This is a genomic window from Solemya pervernicosa gill symbiont (genome assembly GCF_002020875.1).
Taxonomy (GTDB): Bacteria; Pseudomonadota; Gammaproteobacteria.
Map to the genome: position 1 here is coordinate 1 of NZ_MPRL01000064.1, position 18,617 is coordinate 18,617.

An 18,617-nucleotide genomic window follows, 5' to 3' on the forward strand; every position below is an offset into this window, starting at 1 on the left:
CGGGGCGCCGTAGGCATAAACGGTCGCGTTAAGTATTTGCCGCTTGCTTGGGCTTGGATGCCCAAAACAAGCTTCCGCAAAAATAGCGACTCCCCGGTTTATATAGAGAAATTCTTTGACACACCGTAGTCAAAACAATAGAATTGCGCGCTTATGTTTGGCCGCTTACCCGTGTTTGTTGACCTTAAACGTTATGCTGATCAAGGCGTGATGCTTGAAGGCGAACTCGAGTTAAGCAAAATGTCCAGGTTGTTGGAGTCGCTCACCTCCGATGAGGGGAGTATTAAGGTTGCGATCAACTTCGGCATTGATGAGCAGCGTATTCGCTATATGCGAATCGAGGCAACTGCAGAGCTGATGTTACGTTGTCAGCGCTGTATGCAGCCAGTTGAGCAGCAGGTAGTGCTCAATTCAGCGTTGGGGCTGATCAGCAGTGAGGCTCAGGCCGAGAGGCTGACAGGGGAGTATGAACCGTTTCTAATCCCTGATGAGCAGGCTGCGATAGCGGAGATTATTGAGGATGAGCTGATTTTGGCGCTTCCGATTGTTCCCCGTCATGCCGATCAGCTTGCCTGTGCGCCGGTTGACTACTCATCGGACGATGCCGAACAGGAAAAGGTTGTCGAACAGGAAGAGAAGGTGAACCCCTTCGCAGCCCTGAGCGATTTGAAGAAACATTGAATTTTTGACAGTTAGTTAGGAGCCACGACCATGGCCGTACAAAAGAACCGTAAGACCCGTTCAAGACGTGATATGCGCCGTTCACACGACGCACTCACCGCCCGCGCACTCTCAATCGATCCTACCTCTGGTGAGACTCACGTGCGTCATCACATCACCGCAGACGGCTTCTACCGTGGTCGTCGTGTCATTGCCGAAAAGGGCGAATGATGTTCCGTTTGGAGCGGCATTTTGCCGCTCCGGACAACCTCTCCAGTACCACTAAACTAACTCGAAGGGCATGGATCGGATGACGATTGTCTCTCTCGATGCCATGGGTGGCGACGCAGGCCCAGATGTCACTATCCCGGCGGCCGAAATCGCACTCGAAGCTAATCCCGATCTCAAGCTGATTCTGGTTGGCGATCAGGAATTACTCACCAAACGTATAGCGGACCTTAAGCCAGCACTGGCTGAGCGGGTTTCAATTCGTCACGCCTCGCAGAAGGTGGAGATGGATGAGTCTCCTTCATCGGCACTGCGTGGCAAGAAGGACTCCTCGATGCGGGTTGCGATCAACCTGGTTAAAGAGGGTGAGGCGGGTGCCTGTGTCAGTGCCGGAAATACCGGTGCGCTGATGGCAACGGCGCGTTTTGTGCTCAAGACTCTGCCCGGTATCGATCGTCCTGCCATCTGTACCTCGATCCCCTCGGTTGAAGGGCACAACCATATCCTTGATCTCGGCGCCAATGTCGACTCCAGCTCTGATCACCTGTTCCAGTTTGCAGTGATGGGATCGGTGCTGGCGAGCGCGGTTGATAATATCGAATCGCCTCGTGTGGCACTGCTCAATATTGGTGAGGAGGAGATCAAGGGTAACGATCAGGTGAAGCGCGCGGCGTCGATATTGGCTGCAAGCGAGCTTAACTACATCGGTTATATCGAGGGTGATCAGGTCTTTAAAGGTGGTTCGGACGTAGTGGTCTGCGACGGTTTTGTCGGCAACGTGATGTTGAAGACGACCGAGGGGGTGGCGAAGATGATCAGTCACTTCATGAAGGAGGCCTTCATGCGTGGTCCGCTCTCCAAATTGGCCGCGGTTATTGCGATGCCGGTGCTGAAATCTTTCCGTAAGCGTATCGACCCGCGCCGTTATAACGGTGCCAGCCTGCTCGGCCTGCGCGGTATTGTGGTGAAGAGCCACGGTGGTGCTGATGCTTTCTCATTTGCCAACGCGATCAAGATTGCCACATTGGAGGTGAGCAAGTCGGTACCTGAGCGCATCCACTCTGAGCTGGAAACGCTACTAACAAGAAGAGAAGCGGTTTGATCTATTCGCGAATTGCAGGAACCGGCGGACATCTACCGGAGAAGGTGCTGAGCAACGGCGATCTGGAAAAGATGGTCGATACCAACGATCAGTGGATACGTGATCGCACCGGCATCGAGAAACGCCACATCGCCGCTGAGGGTGAGACCACCTGTGACCTGGCCGAAGTGGCCGCACGCAAGGCGATTGAGGCTGCAGGTCGCAGTGTCGATGAGATCGATCTGATTATCGTTGCGACCACCACCCCTGATCGCGTCTTCCCGAGTACTGCCTGCCTGCTACAACAGCGACTTGACATCCACGGCTGTGCTGCGTTTGATATCCAAGCGGTCTGTACCGGTTTTGTCTATGCCCTTGGTGTGGCCGATAAATTCATTAAGAGCGGTTCGGCCAAATGCGCGCTCGTCGTCGGTGCCGAGACCCTGTCACGCATTGTTGACTGGAATGATCGCACCACCTGTGTGCTGTTTGGTGATGGTGCTGGTGCGGTGGTGCTAGAGGCATCCGAAGAGCCCGGTATTCTCTCCACCCATCTGCACGCTGATGGTAAGTATGAGTCGCTGCTAACGGTTAATAGTGGTGTCTCCACTAATTATCAGCAGGTGCTCGACCACGGTGCCTATATCGAGATGCGTGGTAACGAGGTCTTCAAGATGGCGGTTAATACTCTGGGTCGCATCGTTGATGAGACTCTCGCCGCTAATAATATGGAGAAGAGCGATATCGACTGGCTGGTGCCGCATCAGGCCAATACCCGCATTATCGGTGCGACGGCCAGAAAGCTGAAAATGTCGATGGATCATGTGGTGGTCACGGTTGACCAACACGGCAATACCTCTGCCGCCTCAGTACCGTTGGCGCTTGACGCTGCTGTGCGCGATGGCCGTATTAAGCGCGGTGAGACGCTGTTGTTGGAGGCGTTTGGCGGCGGCTTTACCTGGGGCTCAGCGCTACTGAAGTTCTGATTCGGTCAACACCCCGCATATAGAACAAGAACTACTCAATCAGGAAAAACACTCAATGAACTTTGCTTTTGTCTTTCCCGGTCAGGGATCACAATCGGTCGGTATGCTCGCCGATCTGGCAGAGGGCCATCCGGTCGTCGCCGATACTTTTGCCGCAGCATCCGATGCGCTCGGCTACGACCTCTGGAAACTGATCCAGGATGGTCCTGTAGAAGAGCTTAATAAAACCCATATCACCCAGCCTGCGATGCTGGTCTCCGGTGTTGCCGTCTGGCGCGCCTGGCAGGCAAAGAGCGGTGCCACTCCTGCGGTGATGGCGGGTCACAGCCTCGGTGAGTACACCGCGCTGGTCTGTGCAGGGGCGCTCGCTTTTGAGGATGCGGTCAAACTGGTCGAGAAGCGTGGGCTGCTGATGCAGGAAGCGGTTCCGGCGGGTGAGGGTGCCATGGCGGCAATTCTTGGTCTCGACGATGAGGCTGTTATGAGTGTTTGTGCCACAGCGGCAGAGGGTGAGGTCGCAGAAGCGGTTAACTTCAACTCGCCGGGGCAGGTGGTTATTGCAGGCAGTAAGGGTGCAATTGAGCGCGCCATGGTGCTGGCCAAGGAGCAGGGTGCAAAGCGTGCACTGCCGCTGCCTGTCAGTGTGCCGTCGCACTGTGCGCTGATGAAACCTGCGGCTGAGAAGATGGCCGAGGCGTTAGCGGCGACCGAAATCAAGGTGCCTGCAATTCCCGTTATTCATAATGCGGATGTTGTCAGCCACAACAGTGGTGATGATATTCGCGATGCACTGAAGCGTCAGCTACATATGCCGGTCCGCTGGGTTGAAACGGTTGAGAAGATCAATGCCGACGGCATCGGCACTTTGATTGAAGGTGGTCCGGGTAAGGTGCTTGCGGGGCTGAACAAACGTATCGTCAAGACAATGACTGCAATGCCGGTCTTTAGCGGTGATACGCTGGAGAAGGCGTTGGCTGAGATTGGAGGAGAAGCGTAATGAGCTTAGAGAATCAGATTGCACTGGTTACCGGTGCCAGCCGAGGTATCGGTCAGGCAACTGCCCACGAGCTGGGTCGTATGGGTGCGACCGTGATCGGCACTGCGACCAGCGAAGGTGGTGCGGAGAAGATCGGTGCGGCGATGGCTGAAGCGGGTGTTAAGGGGGTGGGTCGGATGCTGAATGTGACCGATCAGGCCTCGATCGATACTCTGCTTAAGGCGATCGGTGATGAGTTCGGAGCGCCGACTATTTTGGTCAATAATGCCGGAATAACCCGCGATAACCTGCTGATGCGTATGAAGGATGATGAGTGGGATTCGATTATCGATACCAATCTCAGTTCAGTCTTTCGCCTCAGTCGCGCCTGTCTGCGCGGCATGATGAAGGCGCGCCAGGGGCGCATTATCAGTATTGCGTCAGTGGTTGGTTCAATGGGTAACGCCGGTCAGACCAACTACGCGGCGGCCAAGGCGGGCATTATGGGCTTTACCAAGTCACTGGCACGTGAAGTTGGTTCACGTGGTATTACTGTGAATACCGTGGCGCCCGGCTTTATCGATACCGATATGACCCGCGCCCTTCCCGATGAGCAGAAGAAGGCGCTGCTGGATGTGATCCCGCTCAATCGTCTCGGTTCGGCCGAGGAGATTGCCCAGTCGGTTGGCTTCTTTGCATCGCCGGCTGCGGCCTATATCACCGGTGAGACGCTGCATGTAAATGGCGGAATGTACATGGGGTAATCGACTCATCGGAGTCGGTTGGCCGTTTGATGGGCGTAGCCAATCAATAAATGGCATTAACAATAATCGTTAACTGATTGTTTATTAATAAGTAATAGATATTTGAATTGACGGATTTGCAACGCTTAAATTGGACTTCACATAGGTGTGGAACCGTGCGTTCGATTCCAATACAATAGCCGCCGCAGCCCAATACGGCATAAAGAGAACAAGTCTGGAGGATATATCAGTCATGAGCAGCATCGACGAACGCGTCAAGAAGATTGTAGTAGAACAGCTGGGTGTTAAAGAGGACGAAGTGACCAACGAAGCCTCTTTCGTAGACGACCTTGGCGCAGATTCACTCGACACCGTCGAGCTGGTAATGGCCCTCGAAGAAGAGTTCGAGTGCGAGATTCCAGACGAAGAAGCAGAGAAGATCACCACCGTTCAGCAGGCTATTGACTACGTCACCGCCAACCTGGACTAAAATCTGCTGTTTCAATATAGGGCCGTAACTGCACTCGCTGCAGTTGCGGCCTTGTAGCTTCAGTACATACGTAAATATTCAAGAGGTAGTCGCATTGTCGAAGCGTCGCGTCGTAGTGACCGGTATTGGTGCCGTCACCCCCGTTGGTCTCAATGTTGAAGAGACCTGGAAAAACATTCTTGCTGGTAAATCGGGTATTGCTCCAATTACCCATTTCGATGCAGCTGCATTTTCCGTGCGTTTTGCCGGTGAGGTGAAGGACTTCGACATCACTGAATACATCACCAACAAAGATGCCAAGAAGATGGACCCCTTTATCCACTATGGCATTGCCGCAGCGTGTCAGGCGATCGACGATTCGGGCATTGAAGTGACCGATGAGAATGCTGAGCGAATTGGTGTTGCGATCGGTTCCGGTATTGGTGGTCTACACACCATCGAAAAGACCGATGCGGTCTACCATAAGAGCGGCCCACGCCGTATCTCTCCCTTTTTCATACCTAGCAGTATCACCAACATGATCTCGGGTAACCTCTCGATCAAGTACGGTATGAAAGGTCCAAATATTGCCATCGTCACGGCCTGTACCACCGGTACACATAATGTCGGCGATGCGGCTCGCATGATCGCTTATGGTGATGCCGATGTGATGGTGGCTGGTGGTGCCGAGATGGCAACTACTGAACTGGGTGTGGGTGGCTTTGCCGCTGCTCGTGCACTCTCCAGTCGTAACGATGATCCTGAGAAGGCGAGTCGCCCCTGGGATAAGGATCGTGATGGCTTTGTACTCGGCGAGGGTGCCGGTGTTGTTGTGCTTGAGGAGTATGAGCACGCCAAGGCCCGTGGTGCGACCATCTATGCCGAAATGAGCGGTTACGGTATGAGCGGCGATGCCTACCACATGACCATGCCTTCAGAGGGTGGTGAGGGCGCGATGCGCTGCATGGTAAGTGCGATGCGCGATGCGGGTCTTAACCCAGATCAGATCGACTACATCAATGCCCACGGTACCTCCACACCGGCGGGTGATATTGCCGAGACGATGGCAGCGAAGAATGCATTTGGTGACCACGCTTACAAACTGGCGATGAGCTCCACCAAGTCGATGACCGGTCATCTTCTCGGTGCTGCCGGTGGTATTGAGGCGGTCTTCTCAATTCTGGCAATTCGCGATCAGGTGGCTCCGCCCACCATCAATATCGACAATCCAGATGAGGGTTGTGATCTCAACTATGTCGCCCACGAGGCGCAGCAGATGGAAGTCAATGCAGCGCTCTCCAACTCCTTCGGTTTTGGCGGCACCAACGGTTCGCTGCTCTTTACCCGTCTGCGTTAAATATCGCTGCCCCAGCGCAGCGAATCGCCTGTGACGCAACCGGCAGCAGAAAGCGGAGAAAATACGGTCTCAATCGAGATCGCCTCGAAGATCGATCTGCTCGATCTTCACCGCTTCAACCGCGAGCGTTATCCTCATCTGCTTGAGAGCGTGCTACATGGCACGGCTCAGGCGCGATACGACATCCTGTTTGCCTTTCCTGATCACTACCTCACCCTGATGCAGAGTGGCGATCTCAGCGAGCCACTCGTTGCCGATCAGGAGCAGCCCTTTCTCGTTGAGCTCGATCGCTGGTGGAGCGAGAGTCATGTTGAGTCGACCTCTAGCATTCTGCCTTTCAGCGGAGGCTGGTTTCTCTATCTTGGCTATGAGCTGGCAGGGGAGATCGAACCGACACTTAAGCTCCCAGCGACGCGTTCTCAGTTTCCCATTGCGATGGCTGTTCGCCACCCAGCAGCGGTTATTGTCGACCATCAGGCTGGTACAACCCATCTTGTTGTCGAGGCGGGCCGTGAGGAACAGCTGGCATCACTACAGGCCGATATCGAGGCAGTGACACAGAGTCAGTCGCCACGGACCCAGGCTATTAGCGCGCGGATCGAGGAGGAGCCTGCCGAGCGCTATCTCGATGCGGTTGAGCGCATTCTCTCCTATATCCGCGAGGGTGATGTCTTCCAGGTCAATCTTTCACGTGAGTGGAGTGGGACGCTACAGGAGTCGGTTACTGCCGCTGATCTCTATAGTGTGCTGCGAACCACCAACCCAGCGCCCTTTGCCGCACTGGCTACCTTTGGTGAATCGGCGGTGGTCAGCTCGTCACCGGAACGACTGGTATCGGTGCATGATGGAGTCGTACAGACTCGCCCAATTGCCGGAACCCGTCCGCGCAGTGAACGGCGTGAGGATGATCAAGTACTTTCAGAGACACTGATGTCACACCCCAAGGAGCAGGCTGAGCACATCATGTTGATCGATCTTGAGCGTAATGATCTCGGGCGCGTCTCGGTACCGGGCAGCGTTGAGGTCGATGAGTTGATGGTGCTTGAAAGCTATGCCCATGTGCACCACATCGTCTCCAATGTGCGAGGCAGATTGCGAGAGGGTGTCACGCCCGGTGAGGTGATTCGCGCCACCTTCCCCGGCGGTACCATCACCGGCTGCCCCAAGGTGCGTTGCATGGAGATTATTGCCGAGCTGGAGCAGACCGGCCGTGGCCCCTATACCGGTTCGATCGGTTACCTCAATCGTGACGGCAGCATGGATCTCAATATCCTGATCCGAACCATGCTGCTTGAGCAGCAGCAGGTGACCTTCCGCGCTGGTGCGGGCATCGTGACCGACTCCATTGCCGAGCGTGAACTCGAAGAGACACGCGCCAAGGCGCTCGGCATGCTGCGTGCGCTGGAGCCTCAGTCATGATTCTGGTTAACGGAAAACGCGGCATGACGGTTGATCTACTCGATCGCGGTTTCCAGTATGGCGATGGCCTGTTTGAGACAGTTGCCTTCAGTGGTGGTGAATTGGCCCATTGGGATCGTCATATGCATCGTCTTGAGCAGGGGTGTCTGCGTCTTGGCATCCCGACGCCCGACCTCGAGCTGCTACGCAAAGAGGCGCAGCAGCTGATCAAGGGGGAGGAGCGGGCCGTCATTAAGCTGATCATCACCCGTGGTAGCGGAGGACGTGGCTATCGTCCACCCATAGAGGCGAAACCGACACGCATCGTGGCCCGTTACGGCTGGCCTGCCTATCCCGATGAGTTTGCCGAGCAGGGCATCTGGCTACGACTCTGTGAAACCCCCGTTAGCATCAATCCACGCCTTGCGGGACTTAAGCACCTCAATCGACTCGATCAGGTACTGGCACGCGGTGAGTGGGATGATGATCAGGTTCCTGAAGGGTTGATGCTCGATGCCGATGGCTGGGTAGTTGAAGGCACGCAGAGCAATCTCTTTATTATCAAAGAGGGTCGACTCGTTACGCCCGATTTGTCGCGTTGTGGTGTCGCTGGCATCATGCGTGAAGTAGTGATTGAGGCGGCTGCAATGGCTGGGATTGAGTGTGAGATCGGCGCGCTCTCACTCGAGAGTGTTAAAGCAGCCGATGCACTCTTTGTCTGCAACAGCCTGATCGGAATCTGGCCGGTTCGACAACTGGGTAAACAACTATTCAAAATAGATGCAATCACCCGCACCCTACAACAGGCCGTGGGCCACACATAGATAGATGGATTTGTGATTTGTTTCAGAGCATTCAACCACCAGTAACGTATCTACAGATGAGAGGTTTTGCACGAACTCTGCTGATGGCCGTGATCCTTTTTATGGCTGCAGCGGTGATCGGTTTTTTCTGGCTCAATCACCAGTACGAACAGTTTCTGCAGACTCCCCTGAGTATCGATGAAGAGGGATTGGAACTGGTGGTGGCAGAGGGGAGTGCCTTGAAGGGTATTGCTTCTGATCTGGCCAATCGTGAGGTGATAAAACAACCTCGCTATCTTGAGTTCTATGCTCGCAGCAACGATCTGGCGCAGCGTATCAAGGCAGGTGAGTATCGAATCGATGCAGGTGCTCGACCGGCCGATCTGATCCAGCAGATCGTCGACGGGAAGGTGATCCACTACAGCGTTACACTGATCGAAGGGTGGAATTTCCGTGAGTTGATGGCGGCGATTAAGGCTCATCCACAGCTTGAGCAAACGCTGACAGAGACCGACGGGGCTGGTGTAATGAAGGCGCTTGGTGAGCCCGAGCTTCATCCCGAAGGGCTCTTCTATCCCGACACCTACCACATCACACGCGGTACTTCCGATCTGGCGCTGCTCAAACGTGCCAGAGCAAGGATGAAGCGGTATCTCGAGCAGGCGTGGCAGGCGCGAGATACGAAGTTACCGTTGAAATCTCCCTACGAGGCGCTGATTCTTGCCTCAATCGTGGAGAAGGAGACCGGTGTGGCCGAGGAGCGCCCGACCATTGCAGGTGTCTTTACCCGACGTCTCAATAAGCGGATGCGGTTGCAGACCGATCCGACGGTAATCTACGGCATGGGTGAAAGCTTCGATGGCGATATACGCTTTCGTGATCTGAAGCAAGATACCCCATACAATACCTATACACGTAGAGGACTACCGCCAACTCCAATTGCGATACCCAGTGGTGCTGCAATCGATGCGGCGCTGCATCCGGCCGATGGTAAGAGCCTCTACTTTGTTGCCGATGGTAGTGGTGGCCACACCTTCTCGGCAACACTCGAAGAGCACAATCGCGCGGTGCGTAAATATCAGCTGCGCCGCAAGTAGAACAACAATAAAAGGGCATTCATGCGAGGTCGTTTCATAACCGTTGAGGGTACCGAGGGCGTTGGTAAATCGACCAACCTCGAGTTCATTCGTCAGCAGCTCGAGGCTGCTGGAATCGAAGTGGTGCAGACCCGCGAGCCGGGCGGTACACCGTTGTCCGAGGATATCCGTCAGCAGCTACTCGATCATCGCCATACAGGCATGTCTTCCGACTGCGAACTGCTGCTGATGTTTGCTGCACGTGCTGAGCACCTGGCCAAGGTAATTGTGCCAGCACTCGAAGCAGGTAAGTGGGTACTTTGCGACCGTTTCACCGACGCCACCTACGCCTATCAAGGCGGTGGACGCGGTATAGATACCAGCCGTATCTCGGCACTGGAGAATTGGGTGCAGGGCGAGTTACGTCCCGATGCTACGCTGATCCTCGATGTGCCGGTTGAGATCGGACTGGCACGTGCCAGTCAGCGAGGTGAGCTTGATCGTTTTGAGCGCGAGAAGGAGGAGTTCTTCAACAACGTGCGCAACGCCTATCTCTCACTGGCTGAGCAGTATCCAAAACGAATTCACATCATCGATGCGGCTCCCGCGCTTGAGGTGGTGCAGTCACAGCTTGCGGATGTACTGAAACAGATCATGGAGCCAAACGGTGATTGAGCGCTTCGCCTGGCACGACCCGAATTGGCATGAGCTGATCGAGCGCAAGCGTAGCGGGCGGTTTCCGCATGCGCTGCTCTTCAACGGTGCTGGCGGTACCGGCAAGGCACAGCTCGCGCTGGCACTTAGTCACGCACTGCTGTGTCAAAACCCGGCCGAGACAGGAGAGGCGTGTGGCCAGTGTAAGTCGTGTCTGCTGATCGAGGCGGGCAGTCACCCCGATCTACTGACTCTCACCCTCGAAGAGGATGCAAAAGATATCAAGATCGCCCAGGTGCGTGAGTTGATGTCGCAGCTGGCGCTGACCAGCCAGTACGACGGCTATAAAATCGCTATCATCTGGCCAGCCGAGCGGATGAATATCAACTCCGCCAATAGTCTGTTGAAAACGCTGGAGGAGCCTGCCGACAATACCTTGCTGATTCTGGTGACGGCACAGCCATCGCGCCTGTTGCCAACGATTCGCAGCCGCTGCCAGCAGATCAACTTCACCCTGCCACCACACGATATGGCGCTGCAGTGGCTTGCCGAACAGAGAGTCGAGCAGGCGGAGTTACTGTTGGCGCTCGCCGATGGGGCGCCACTGCTGGCAGCAGAGCTGGGTGAGAGCGAGGCGCTGGAGCAACGCAGTACGCTGTTCGCGGCATTTAAGGCGCTCAATATGGGCAAAAACGACCCGATCTCGGTGGCCGATATCTGGGGTAAGAGCGAACCGACAACCTCTCTGCGCTGGTTGATGTCGTGGGTGATGGACATGATTCGTCTGCGCATGGGTGGGAGTCGTGAGATGCTGGCCAATCCCGATATCGAGCAGGATTTGCAACGCCTTGCGGAACCGTTAGACTTAGCCGAAATGTTCAAGCGTTTCGACCAGATAGCCGAATCGCTTAGACTGAGTTCAGCTACCATTAATCAGCAGTTACTGCTTGAAGAGACGATGATGAGTTGGGCTCGTAACCGATAAGAGATAACTAGAAAGATAATGAGCGAACAGAGCGCAGCATCAGCCAAGGCACGTCCAGCACGACAGGGTATCCTCTCCCTGACGATCAAGGACAAGAGCGCGCTCTATGCGGCCTACATGCCGTTTGTGACCAATGGCGGTCTCTTTATTCCGACCAACAAGAGTTACGATGTTGGCGATGAAGTCTTCATGCTACTGACGCTTATGGATGAGACCGAGAAACTGCCGATCGCGGGCAAGATCGTCTGGATCACTCCCAAGGGTGCACAGGGCAACCGTGCGGCAGGTGTGGGTGTGCAGTTCAGTGATCAGGATGGTGGTGCGGCACGCAACAAGATCGAAACCTATCTGGCCGGTGCGCTGCAGTCGGATCGTCCTACCCACACCATGTAATCTGCTCGGCCTCCCGCCGACATAACCTCAAGCACTCCCTTTCACTATGAAACTCGTAGATTCTCACTGTCATCTCGATCGTCTCGATCTGAGCAAACACGACAACTCACTTGAAGCAGCCCTGCAGCAGGCGCGTGATGCCGGCATTGAAGAGATGCTCTGTGTCGGCATCGATATGGAGGCGATGGAGCCGATGTTGGCACTGGTAGAGGCGCACGAAGGTGTCTACGCCTCCGTTGGTGTGCATCCCAACGAACATGACGGGCACGATCCGAGTATTGAGGAGCTGATCGAACTCTCAAAACGTCCCAAGGTGATCGCCATCGGTGAGACCGGTCTCGACTACTTCCGCAGTGAGGGCGATCTAACCTGGCAACGCGACCGTTTCCGTCGTCACATTGAGGCGGCCAAACAGGTCAACAAACCACTCATCATTCATACCCGTGAGTCCTCAGCTGATACGCTACAAATTCTCGAAGAGGAGGGGGCCGAGGCGGTTGGTGGTGTGATGCACTGCTTTGTTGAGGATATGGAAACGGCACAGAGAGCCCTCGATATAGGCTTCTACATCTCCTTCTCCGGCATCGTTACCTTCAAAAACGCCAAAGAGCTGAAAGAGGTCGCCAAACAGGTGCCGCTCGAACGCATGCTGGTCGAGACCGATTCACCCTATCTGGCACCGGTACCGCATCGCGGAAAACCGAATCAACCCGCCTATACCCGTCACGTTGCCGAGACGATAGCAGAGCTGAGAGAGATACCACTCGAACAGCTGGCCGAAGCGACCACCGACAACTTTCACAAACTGTTTAAATTCTCGTAGCCTGTAAGCTGTTTGCTGTCGGGGATCCGAGTTTAGATGCCGCTAATCTCCATCCGCGCTACCAGTTTAGAGATCGGCTGTAACGGCCAAAGCCAACGCGCTGTCGATCACCTCGTAAGGTGTATAGAAGTGAGGTGAGAAACGCACACCACCTCCTCGGGCGGCACACATCACCCCTTCGGACATCAGTTGTTCGTAGAGCCGTTTCGATTCGATGTTGATATGGCTGAAGGTGACGATACCGGCGTAACGTCCCTCTGCTGCCGAGGTTAGCAGCTCTAACTTTGGTTCGTCCTTGATCCGTTCAAACAGGTAGCGACTACGCTTCAGAACCTCTGACTCAACGGTCGCGTATCCCGTCTCCTCCAGCAGAGAGAGGCTGGCGCTGAGAGCATGAATACAGACCATGTTGGGGCTGCCGCACTCGAAGCGCCGAGCAGTGTTGGCGACCTGCCACCCTTGCTGATCGAAATCGCCCACCGCTTCTACCATGTGCCAACCGTACTGGTTGAGTCTGAGTTGATCGCGTAGTTCTGCACGACAGTAGAAAAGAGCGAGCCCTTCTGGTCCCAGCATCCATTTGTGACCATCGGCCACGACGAAGTCGGCATCGACCTGCTGCAGATCGAACTGCAGCGCCCCGAGACCCTGGATCGCATCGATGCAGAGCAGCACGCCGCGTTCGCGACAGGCATTGGCGAGGCGTGCCAGATCCATGCGCAGTCCGCTGCCGTATTGAACGGTGCTGACTGAGAGAAGCCGGGTCTGATCATTCATCTGGTCGATCAGCGCCTGCTCGGGATCGTCGCCGCTGATATCAACCATCCGCGTCTCAACACCCTGAGAGGCGAGTGACTCCCAGACGATGCGGTTGGAGGGGAACTCCTGCTCGGCGATGACGATGTTCTCGCCCTGTAGCCAATCGAGACCATAGGCGATCAGAGAGAGTCCCTCAGAGGTGTTTTTCAGTAATGCGATATCGTCAGCGGTGGGGGCGTTGATGAGCCTTTGTAGCTGCTCACGTAGTAGGCCTTCGACAGCCATCCACTGTGGGTAGTGTTTTGAACCAAGATGGAGGTTTTCTTCGGTGAAGCGTCGCACCGCCTCAGCGGTACGCAGCGGCCAGGGGGCGACCGCTGCGTGGTTGAGGTAGCAGAGACCCTCTTCCAGTGGGAATTCGGGGTGCTGCTCCATGGGTGATACTCCCGTCTAGAAAATGCGATTGAGACCGTCGAGTGCCGCCACGCGGTACGCCTCGGCCATGGTCGGATAGTTAAAGGTGGTATCTACAAAGTAGCGCACGGTGTTGGCGCTGCCCTTCTGTGACATGATCGCCTGACCGATGTGCACGATCTCAGAGGCCTGGTGACCGAAGCAGTGGATACCAAGAATCTCCAGGCTCTCGCGATGGAAGAGGATCTTCAGCATGCCGATGTTGGAACCGGTGATGTGGCTGCGGGCCAAATTCTCAAAAATCGAACGGCCCACTTCGTAGGGGACCTTATCATCAGTCAGCTCGCGTTCGGTACGACCGACCGAACTGATCTCCGGGTTGGTGTAGATGCCCGTGGGGATATCCTCGATCAGCTTTGACTCTGAGACACCCTCGGCAATGTGGGTGGCGGCAAAGCGGCCTTGATCGTAGCTGGCACTGGCGAGGCTCGGCCAGCCGACCACATCGCCGATGGCATAGATATGGGGCAGGGCGGTCTGGTAGTCCTCATTGATCGAGATCGAACCGCGGTGATTCACATCGATGCCGATCTCCTCAAGACCCATATCCTGGGTGTTTCCCGAGCGACCGTTGGCCCACAGCAGCAGATCGGTCTTGAGGCGTTTGCCTGAGGAGAAGGTCATGATCACTCCGTCATCGGTGGTCTCGACCGACTCGTACTCCTCGTTGTGGCGCAGAATCACGCCCTGGCTACGCAGGTGGTAGCTGAGCGCATCGGTAATTTCATCATCAAGGAAGGCGAGCAGCCGCTCGCGGGTGTTAACCAGGTTCACCTTGATATCGAGATTGGCGAAGATCGAGGCGTATTCGCAGCCGATGACACCGGCACCGTAGACCGTGATCGAGCGGGGAGTGCAGTCGAGATTCATCAATGCATCGCTGTCGAGCACCCGAGGATGGGAGAAGTCGATATCGTCGGGGCGATAGGGGCGTGAGCCTGTGGCGATAATGAAGTGGTCGGCACTGTAACGCTCGATGCTGCCATCATTGGATGTGACCTGAATCTCATTGGCAGAGATAAAGCAGGCGTGGCCCTGAATCACCGGTACTCGGTTGCAGTCGTAGAAGCTACGGCGCATGCGGGTCTGACGTGAGATGACCTCATCGCTGCGCTCAAGCAGCTGTGGCCAGGTGATTTCCAGATGCTCCATGGCACCCGCAAAGAGCTCGTTCTGCTTGTAGTCCTGGATTAGCTGCACTTCATGACGCAGCGCTTTGCTGGGGATGGTGCCGCTGTGGGTACAGCTACCGCCAACCACCGGTGCCTTCTCGACGACAGCAACCGAACGCCCCTTCTTCGCCAGGGTCATTGCAGCGCCTTCGCCGCCAGGTCCACTTCCGATGATAATGGTATCGAACTGCTTGCTCATAAGGTGACCACTCTCCAATATGTGAACCCCCGATTATACCCAAGCCTCCAGCGGAGCGTCACCCGATGATGCCGTGCCAGATGGGCACTGAAACGGTCTCTGCTGTCAAATGCATCACAAACTGCGCAGGGCGCATCGACCGGGCTCACTCTTCCTTGGACAATTGCCCGCCGATCTGAAAAAATTGCGGCAATTAACCCACAATGCGATCACCAAAATGTCTTATAAAAAAATACTCTTAGCCCTACCACTCCTAGTGATTTTGACCAGTGTTGAGGCTGAAACTCGTTACGTGACCGACCAGTTTAAGGTCATGGTGCGTAGTGGCGAGGGAACCAAGCATAAGATCGTACGCATGCTACCCAGTGGTTACAGTGTTGATGTTCTTGGAGCCAATCCTGAAACGGGCTACAGCGAGGTTCGACTCAAGAATGGCAATACCGGCTACATCCTTACCCGCCAGCTGATGGCCGAGCAGAGTGCGCGCGACCGTATTGCCGTTGCTGAGCAGCGTGTAGAGGAACTCTCAGCTGAGCCGGGTCGACTCAGCAGCCGCCTTGCGGAGATCCAGGTTGAGAACCAGAAGCTACAGAAGAGCAACGGTTCACTCCAGTCAAAAAATGCACAGCTCGAGAAGGAGCTGAAGAGCATCAAGCGCACTGCCTCCAATGCGGTCAAGATTGCTAATGAGCGAAATGAGCTCTCTACCCGTGTTGAGGGGCTGGAACAGCAGCTCTCTGAGGTGAAGTTCGAGAACCAGACCCTCTCCAACCAGTCGACCCAGAAGTGGTTCATGATCGGAGCGGGTGTCACCATCACCGGAATCATCATCGGTCTGATCCTGCCCAACGTGCGCCTAGGTCGTCGTAGAAAGGATTCATGGGGCTCGCTCTAACATAATGAAGCTCTCTTTTTGGTGGGCTAAGGCATGAAGAAACCTCCTTCAACGCATATGTGTATATTTTATGTACGGAATGGGCGGTTGTGTTTTTTTTCAACGCTAATAGCTGATTTTCCGCACTACTGAGCATTCTCACACTTAGCTTATACCTCGTACCCAAGGAATCGGGTTGATGAAACTAAAAGTAATTCTCCTGATATTTATCGCTTCCCTTGTTGGATTGCAGATTGATGATGATCTGAGCCAGCAGTCATTGGAATACCTGAGACATGTTGAAATGCGTGTTTCCGGCGAAAGTGTCGCGTTTAACTACCTGGCTGGTATTGAGACAGCAGAGACCGCTAATCCATTAATCTCTGGCGAAAGGTTCGTAACGCAGGTTCGAGCTGCAAGTAGGGATCGTAATGCCTACTATAAGAAAAGTCGCAGCAGCTTGCCGACTGTCGAAAATGAACTGCCATTGCCTGAAAACTCAGATGAACTCTATTGCAATACAGGGAAAGAAGGTTGTGTCGATGGTGTGATGGCCGCTTCGAGTAGATGGTCGGATGAGATTGATCGGGGAGTTGCTATTTTTGCGGAAGCTTGTTTTGGGCGTCCAAGCCCAAGCAAGCGGCAAATACTTAACGCGACCGTTTATGCCTACGGCGCCCCGACCGTCCTGCGTGGCGTCGACTATCGCGGACTAACCGCCTTCGCTTCGCTATCCATGGCGGTCAGCGAAAGTATTCTGTACTGCTTGATAGATATGAGCGGTTTTTGAAGTTATCTGATTACGCTACATTGACCTTGCAGTATCATGATTTGGCTGTTCCAAATTATCGTTATCTGTTTGTTGGTAGTCGGTTAAAGCTGCTGCGTGCAATGCAAACTATCGATGAGGTAGGCGTAGATAGGGTGCTCGATGATCTGTTGGTTGATATTGAGCAGCTTACAAGACAAGTCGAAACTTCAGATGATTATATTCATCAAATGGTAATGTGTCGACTTGTTGCCGTTAATCTGGATTTAATTGCTACCTTAATTAATAAATATAGTGTGGTAAGCAATGCGAGACTTACTCAATTAGATTTTGGTGAAATGGGAATGAGTCGCCCGTTAATTAGTAAACTCCCTATGATTCATGAAGCGACGAAACTGCTAGATGGAAATCCTGAACTATTCGACTATGACGGATATATTCCAGGTTGGATGATAAGACTAATCTATAAGCCCAATATGACGACCAATATGGTGACGGAACAGTATTGGCCTAAATATATCCAGCTATCCAAACTGTCGGCTAGTGAATTCGCAAGCAAACATGCTGCGTACACCACTTTTCATATGAATGGAAGCATCAGGAATGTTTTTGGAACCATGTTTCTGTTAATGGTAGGTACGGACGAATACCAGAAAATTATGGGTAGAGTTCATGATCTGAACAGCAAACTATTGCTGATCAATTATCTGCTGAGCGGGAAATCTTTGCCATTAAATAATCCATATGGCGCTGGTTACTCTGTAATTCAGAACGACAAAAAGGTCTGCTTTGAAGGGCCGTTAACAGATGAGCATGGCATACGCTGTATTGATGTGATGTAAATGGAAACACCTGAAAAAGGGGGCGGCGGAATTAAATAATAATCATGTGGTGTTAGTCTAATCTCAAACAAGTAATCGCAAAAGAGCTGTAATGCCAAGGTGAGCAAGGAGTTATATTCTTGGTCTTCCATGCTACGTAGTTCAGCGGGGCAATAACCGCGAGGCCAGTTTTTCGAATCTGAGAGCTATCAATCCTATCTTGAGCTGTGGTAGCAGCTTTCAGCGTGATACGGCGTTGTTATGACAAGATCTGACAGGCCGGCTTCTACGAGCACACCGCTAATTTAAAAACTGTTAACTGCATCACACTCTAAGCGATAAAGAAGATTCTTCCCCTCTCTTTTATTGACTCTCTACCTGCACGATGAAACTATCCCGTATCACTATTGGGGTATTTCTTCGTCATGCAAAGCTCACTATCACCTCTCATTGAAGAGGCTCTGATCAGGGATGAGTTTGTTTTTCACTATCAGCCAAAGATCTCTCTGCTTAACGGTAAAGTGAGTGGAGCTGAAGCGCTAATAAGGTGGAAGAAAGCAGACGGTTCTCTGGTTCAACCGAATGATTTTATCCCAGCGGCTGAAGAGTCGGGGATGATCAAGAAGATCTCCCTTGCGATGTTTCCTAAGTTGATTGCTGACCTGGTTATTGTCCAGGATCTCAGATCCAGATCTGATTATCTCTTTTAATCTTACCGCACAGGACGTTGAAACGAGTGCAATGGTCGATTGCATTCGCGAAACGATCGAGAAGTATCAGGTTAATCCTCAACGCCTCCAGGTGGAGCTCACCGAAACGCCGGGGAGTCGCTATTTTTGCGGAAGCATGTTTTGGGCATCCAAGCCCAAGCAAGCGGCAAATACTTAACGCGACCGTTTATGCCTACGGCGCCCCGA

Annotated in this window: 21 protein-coding genes; 19 read left to right on the forward strand and 2 right to left on the reverse strand. The window is 53.9% G+C overall.

The features are described 5' to 3' along the window. The first annotated feature begins 171 nt into the window (after positions 1 to 171). The 15 genes from BOW52_RS13275 to BOW52_RS13345 all read left to right on the forward strand — a co-directional run bounded on the left by BOW52_RS13275 (position 172) and on the right by BOW52_RS13345 (position 12,632). Positions 172 to 681, forward strand: a complete 510-nt coding sequence (locus BOW52_RS13275) for a YceD family protein (protein ID WP_174673254.1) — start codon at positions 172 to 174, stop codon at positions 679 to 681. A gap of 30 nt (positions 682 to 711) precedes the next feature. Then, positions 712 to 891: a 50S ribosomal protein L32 gene (rpmF, locus tag BOW52_RS13280; protein ID WP_078484568.1), complete on the forward strand. Its 180-nt coding sequence runs from the start codon at positions 712 to 714 to the stop codon at positions 889 to 891. Between the two features lie 79 nt (positions 892 to 970). Continuing rightward, positions 971 to 1,990, forward strand: a complete 1,020-nt coding sequence (gene plsX, locus BOW52_RS13285; RefSeq protein ID WP_172840350.1) for a phosphate acyltransferase PlsX — start codon at positions 971 to 973, stop codon at positions 1,988 to 1,990. Further along, a complete protein-coding gene (locus tag BOW52_RS13290; protein ID WP_078484570.1) occupies positions 1,987 to 2,955 on the forward strand; it encodes a beta-ketoacyl-ACP synthase III in 969 nt (322 codons plus the stop codon). Before plsX ends, BOW52_RS13290 begins: the two co-directional genes overlap by 4 nt. 55 nt (positions 2,956 to 3,010) lie before the next feature. Then, the gene (gene fabD, locus BOW52_RS13295; RefSeq protein ID WP_078484571.1) at positions 3,011 to 3,952 is read left to right on the forward strand and encodes an ACP S-malonyltransferase; all 942 of its coding nucleotides are present in this window, start codon (positions 3,011 to 3,013) and stop codon (positions 3,950 to 3,952) included. Then, positions 3,952 to 4,695: a 3-oxoacyl-ACP reductase FabG gene (gene fabG / locus BOW52_RS13300; protein WP_078484572.1), complete on the forward strand. Its 744-nt coding sequence runs from the start codon at positions 3,952 to 3,954 to the stop codon at positions 4,693 to 4,695. Before fabD ends, fabG begins: the two co-directional genes overlap by 1 nt. A gap of 232 nt (positions 4,696 to 4,927) precedes the next feature. After that, on the forward strand, positions 4,928 to 5,164 hold the full coding sequence (gene acpP / locus BOW52_RS13305) for an acyl carrier protein (RefSeq protein ID WP_078484573.1): 237 nt from the start codon (positions 4,928 to 4,930) through the stop codon (positions 5,162 to 5,164). A gap of 94 nt (positions 5,165 to 5,258) precedes the next feature. Then, the gene (gene fabF / locus BOW52_RS13310; protein WP_078484574.1) at positions 5,259 to 6,500 is read left to right on the forward strand and encodes a beta-ketoacyl-ACP synthase II; all 1,242 of its coding nucleotides are present in this window, start codon (positions 5,259 to 5,261) and stop codon (positions 6,498 to 6,500) included. Positions 6,501 to 6,578: 78 nt separating this feature from the next. After that, positions 6,579 to 7,919, forward strand: a complete 1,341-nt coding sequence (locus BOW52_RS13315; protein WP_078484587.1) for an aminodeoxychorismate synthase component I — start codon at positions 6,579 to 6,581, stop codon at positions 7,917 to 7,919. Continuing rightward, a complete protein-coding gene (pabC, locus tag BOW52_RS13320) occupies positions 7,916 to 8,722 on the forward strand; it encodes an aminodeoxychorismate lyase (RefSeq protein WP_078484575.1) in 807 nt (268 codons plus the stop codon). The genes BOW52_RS13315 and pabC overlap by 4 nt, the downstream gene beginning before the upstream one ends. Positions 8,723 to 8,778: 56 nt before the next feature. After that, positions 8,779 to 9,798 carry an endolytic transglycosylase MltG gene (mltG, locus tag BOW52_RS13325; protein WP_078484576.1) on the forward strand — a complete coding sequence of 340 codons (1,020 nt, stop codon included), beginning with the start codon at positions 8,779 to 8,781 and terminating at the stop codon, positions 9,796 to 9,798. Between the two features lie 21 nt (positions 9,799 to 9,819). Further along, positions 9,820 to 10,452, forward strand: coding sequence for a dTMP kinase (gene tmk / locus BOW52_RS13330; protein WP_078484577.1), 633 nt, complete (start codon positions 9,820 to 9,822; stop codon positions 10,450 to 10,452). Next, positions 10,445 to 11,416 carry a DNA polymerase III subunit delta' gene (locus BOW52_RS13335; RefSeq protein WP_078484578.1) on the forward strand — a complete coding sequence of 324 codons (972 nt, stop codon included), beginning with the start codon at positions 10,445 to 10,447 and terminating at the stop codon, positions 11,414 to 11,416. Before tmk ends, BOW52_RS13335 begins: the two co-directional genes overlap by 8 nt. Before the next feature lie 18 nt (positions 11,417 to 11,434). After that, positions 11,435 to 11,809 (forward strand): PilZ domain-containing protein, encoded by a 375-nt coding sequence (locus BOW52_RS13340; RefSeq protein WP_078484579.1) that lies wholly within the window; start codon positions 11,435 to 11,437, stop codon positions 11,807 to 11,809. 46 nt (positions 11,810 to 11,855) lie between these two features. After that, entirely contained in the window at positions 11,856 to 12,632 is a 777-nt protein-coding gene (locus BOW52_RS13345) for a TatD family hydrolase (protein WP_078484580.1), read from the forward strand. A 66-nt stretch (positions 12,633 to 12,698) separates the two neighbouring features. Here BOW52_RS13345 and BOW52_RS13350 read toward each other — a convergent pair whose 3' ends face one another. Both BOW52_RS13350 and sthA read right to left on the reverse strand, forming a co-directional pair. Further along, positions 12,699 to 13,826: an aminotransferase class V-fold PLP-dependent enzyme gene (locus BOW52_RS13350; protein ID WP_078484581.1), complete on the reverse strand. Its 1,128-nt coding sequence runs from the start codon at positions 13,824 to 13,826 to the stop codon at positions 12,699 to 12,701. Between the two features lie 15 nt (positions 13,827 to 13,841). Next, entirely contained in the window at positions 13,842 to 15,236 is a 1,395-nt protein-coding gene (gene sthA / locus BOW52_RS13355; RefSeq protein ID WP_078484582.1) for a Si-specific NAD(P)(+) transhydrogenase, read from the reverse strand. A gap of 256 nt (positions 15,237 to 15,492) precedes the next feature. Between sthA and BOW52_RS13360 the strand changes: the two genes are divergently transcribed. The 4 genes from BOW52_RS13360 to BOW52_RS13375 all read left to right on the forward strand — a co-directional run bounded on the left by BOW52_RS13360 (position 15,493) and on the right by BOW52_RS13375 (position 18,410). Continuing rightward, a complete protein-coding gene (locus tag BOW52_RS13360) occupies positions 15,493 to 16,131 on the forward strand; it encodes a TIGR04211 family SH3 domain-containing protein (protein ID WP_236725745.1) in 639 nt (212 codons plus the stop codon). A 178-nt stretch (positions 16,132 to 16,309) separates the two neighbouring features. Continuing rightward, a complete protein-coding gene (locus BOW52_RS13365) occupies positions 16,310 to 16,900 on the forward strand; it encodes a hypothetical protein (RefSeq protein ID WP_078484584.1) in 591 nt (196 codons plus the stop codon). Beyond that, complete coding sequence (locus BOW52_RS13370) at positions 16,897 to 17,721, forward strand: hypothetical protein (protein WP_078484585.1); 825 nt, start codon at positions 16,897 to 16,899, stop codon at positions 17,719 to 17,721. The genes BOW52_RS13365 and BOW52_RS13370 overlap by 4 nt, the downstream gene beginning before the upstream one ends. 404 nt (positions 17,722 to 18,125) lie before the next feature. After that, positions 18,126 to 18,410 carry an EAL domain-containing protein gene (locus BOW52_RS13375; RefSeq protein WP_078484586.1) on the forward strand — a complete coding sequence of 95 codons (285 nt, stop codon included), beginning with the start codon at positions 18,126 to 18,128 and terminating at the stop codon, positions 18,408 to 18,410. Positions 18,411 to 18,617 lie beyond the last annotated feature (207 nt).

Bases quoted from the DNA above. Each gene is read 5' to 3' on its own strand.
- fabD (WP_078484571.1), top strand. From the start codon at position 3,011: ATGAACTTTGCTTTTGTCTTTCCCGGTCAGGGATCACAATCGGTCGGT.
- fabG (WP_078484572.1), top strand. From the start codon at position 3,952: ATGAGCTTAGAGAATCAGATTGCACTGGTTACCGGTGCCAGCCGAGGT.
- rpmF (WP_078484568.1), top strand. From the start codon at position 712: ATGGCCGTACAAAAGAACCGTAAGACCCGTTCAAGACGTGATATGCGC.
- acpP (WP_078484573.1), top strand. From the start codon at position 4,928: ATGAGCAGCATCGACGAACGCGTCAAGAAGATTGTAGTAGAACAGCTG.
- sthA (WP_078484582.1), bottom strand. From the start codon at position 15,236: ATGAGCAAGCAGTTCGATACCATTATCATCGGAAGTGGACCTGGCGGC.
- BOW52_RS13375 (WP_078484586.1), top strand. From the start codon at position 18,126: ATGCAAAGCTCACTATCACCTCTCATTGAAGAGGCTCTGATCAGGGAT.
- mltG (WP_078484576.1), top strand. From the start codon at position 8,779: ATGAGAGGTTTTGCACGAACTCTGCTGATGGCCGTGATCCTTTTTATG.
- BOW52_RS13345 (WP_078484580.1), top strand. From the start codon at position 11,856: ATGAAACTCGTAGATTCTCACTGTCATCTCGATCGTCTCGATCTGAGC.
- BOW52_RS13340 (WP_078484579.1), top strand. From the start codon at position 11,435: ATGAGCGAACAGAGCGCAGCATCAGCCAAGGCACGTCCAGCACGACAG.
- BOW52_RS13365 (WP_078484584.1), top strand. From the start codon at position 16,310: ATGAAACTAAAAGTAATTCTCCTGATATTTATCGCTTCCCTTGTTGGA.
- plsX (WP_172840350.1), top strand. From the start codon at position 971: ATGACGATTGTCTCTCTCGATGCCATGGGTGGCGACGCAGGCCCAGAT.
- tmk (WP_078484577.1), top strand. From the start codon at position 9,820: ATGCGAGGTCGTTTCATAACCGTTGAGGGTACCGAGGGCGTTGGTAAA.
- BOW52_RS13350 (WP_078484581.1), bottom strand. From the start codon at position 13,826: ATGGAGCAGCACCCCGAATTCCCACTGGAAGAGGGTCTCTGCTACCTC.
- pabC (WP_078484575.1), top strand. From the start codon at position 7,916: ATGATTCTGGTTAACGGAAAACGCGGCATGACGGTTGATCTACTCGAT.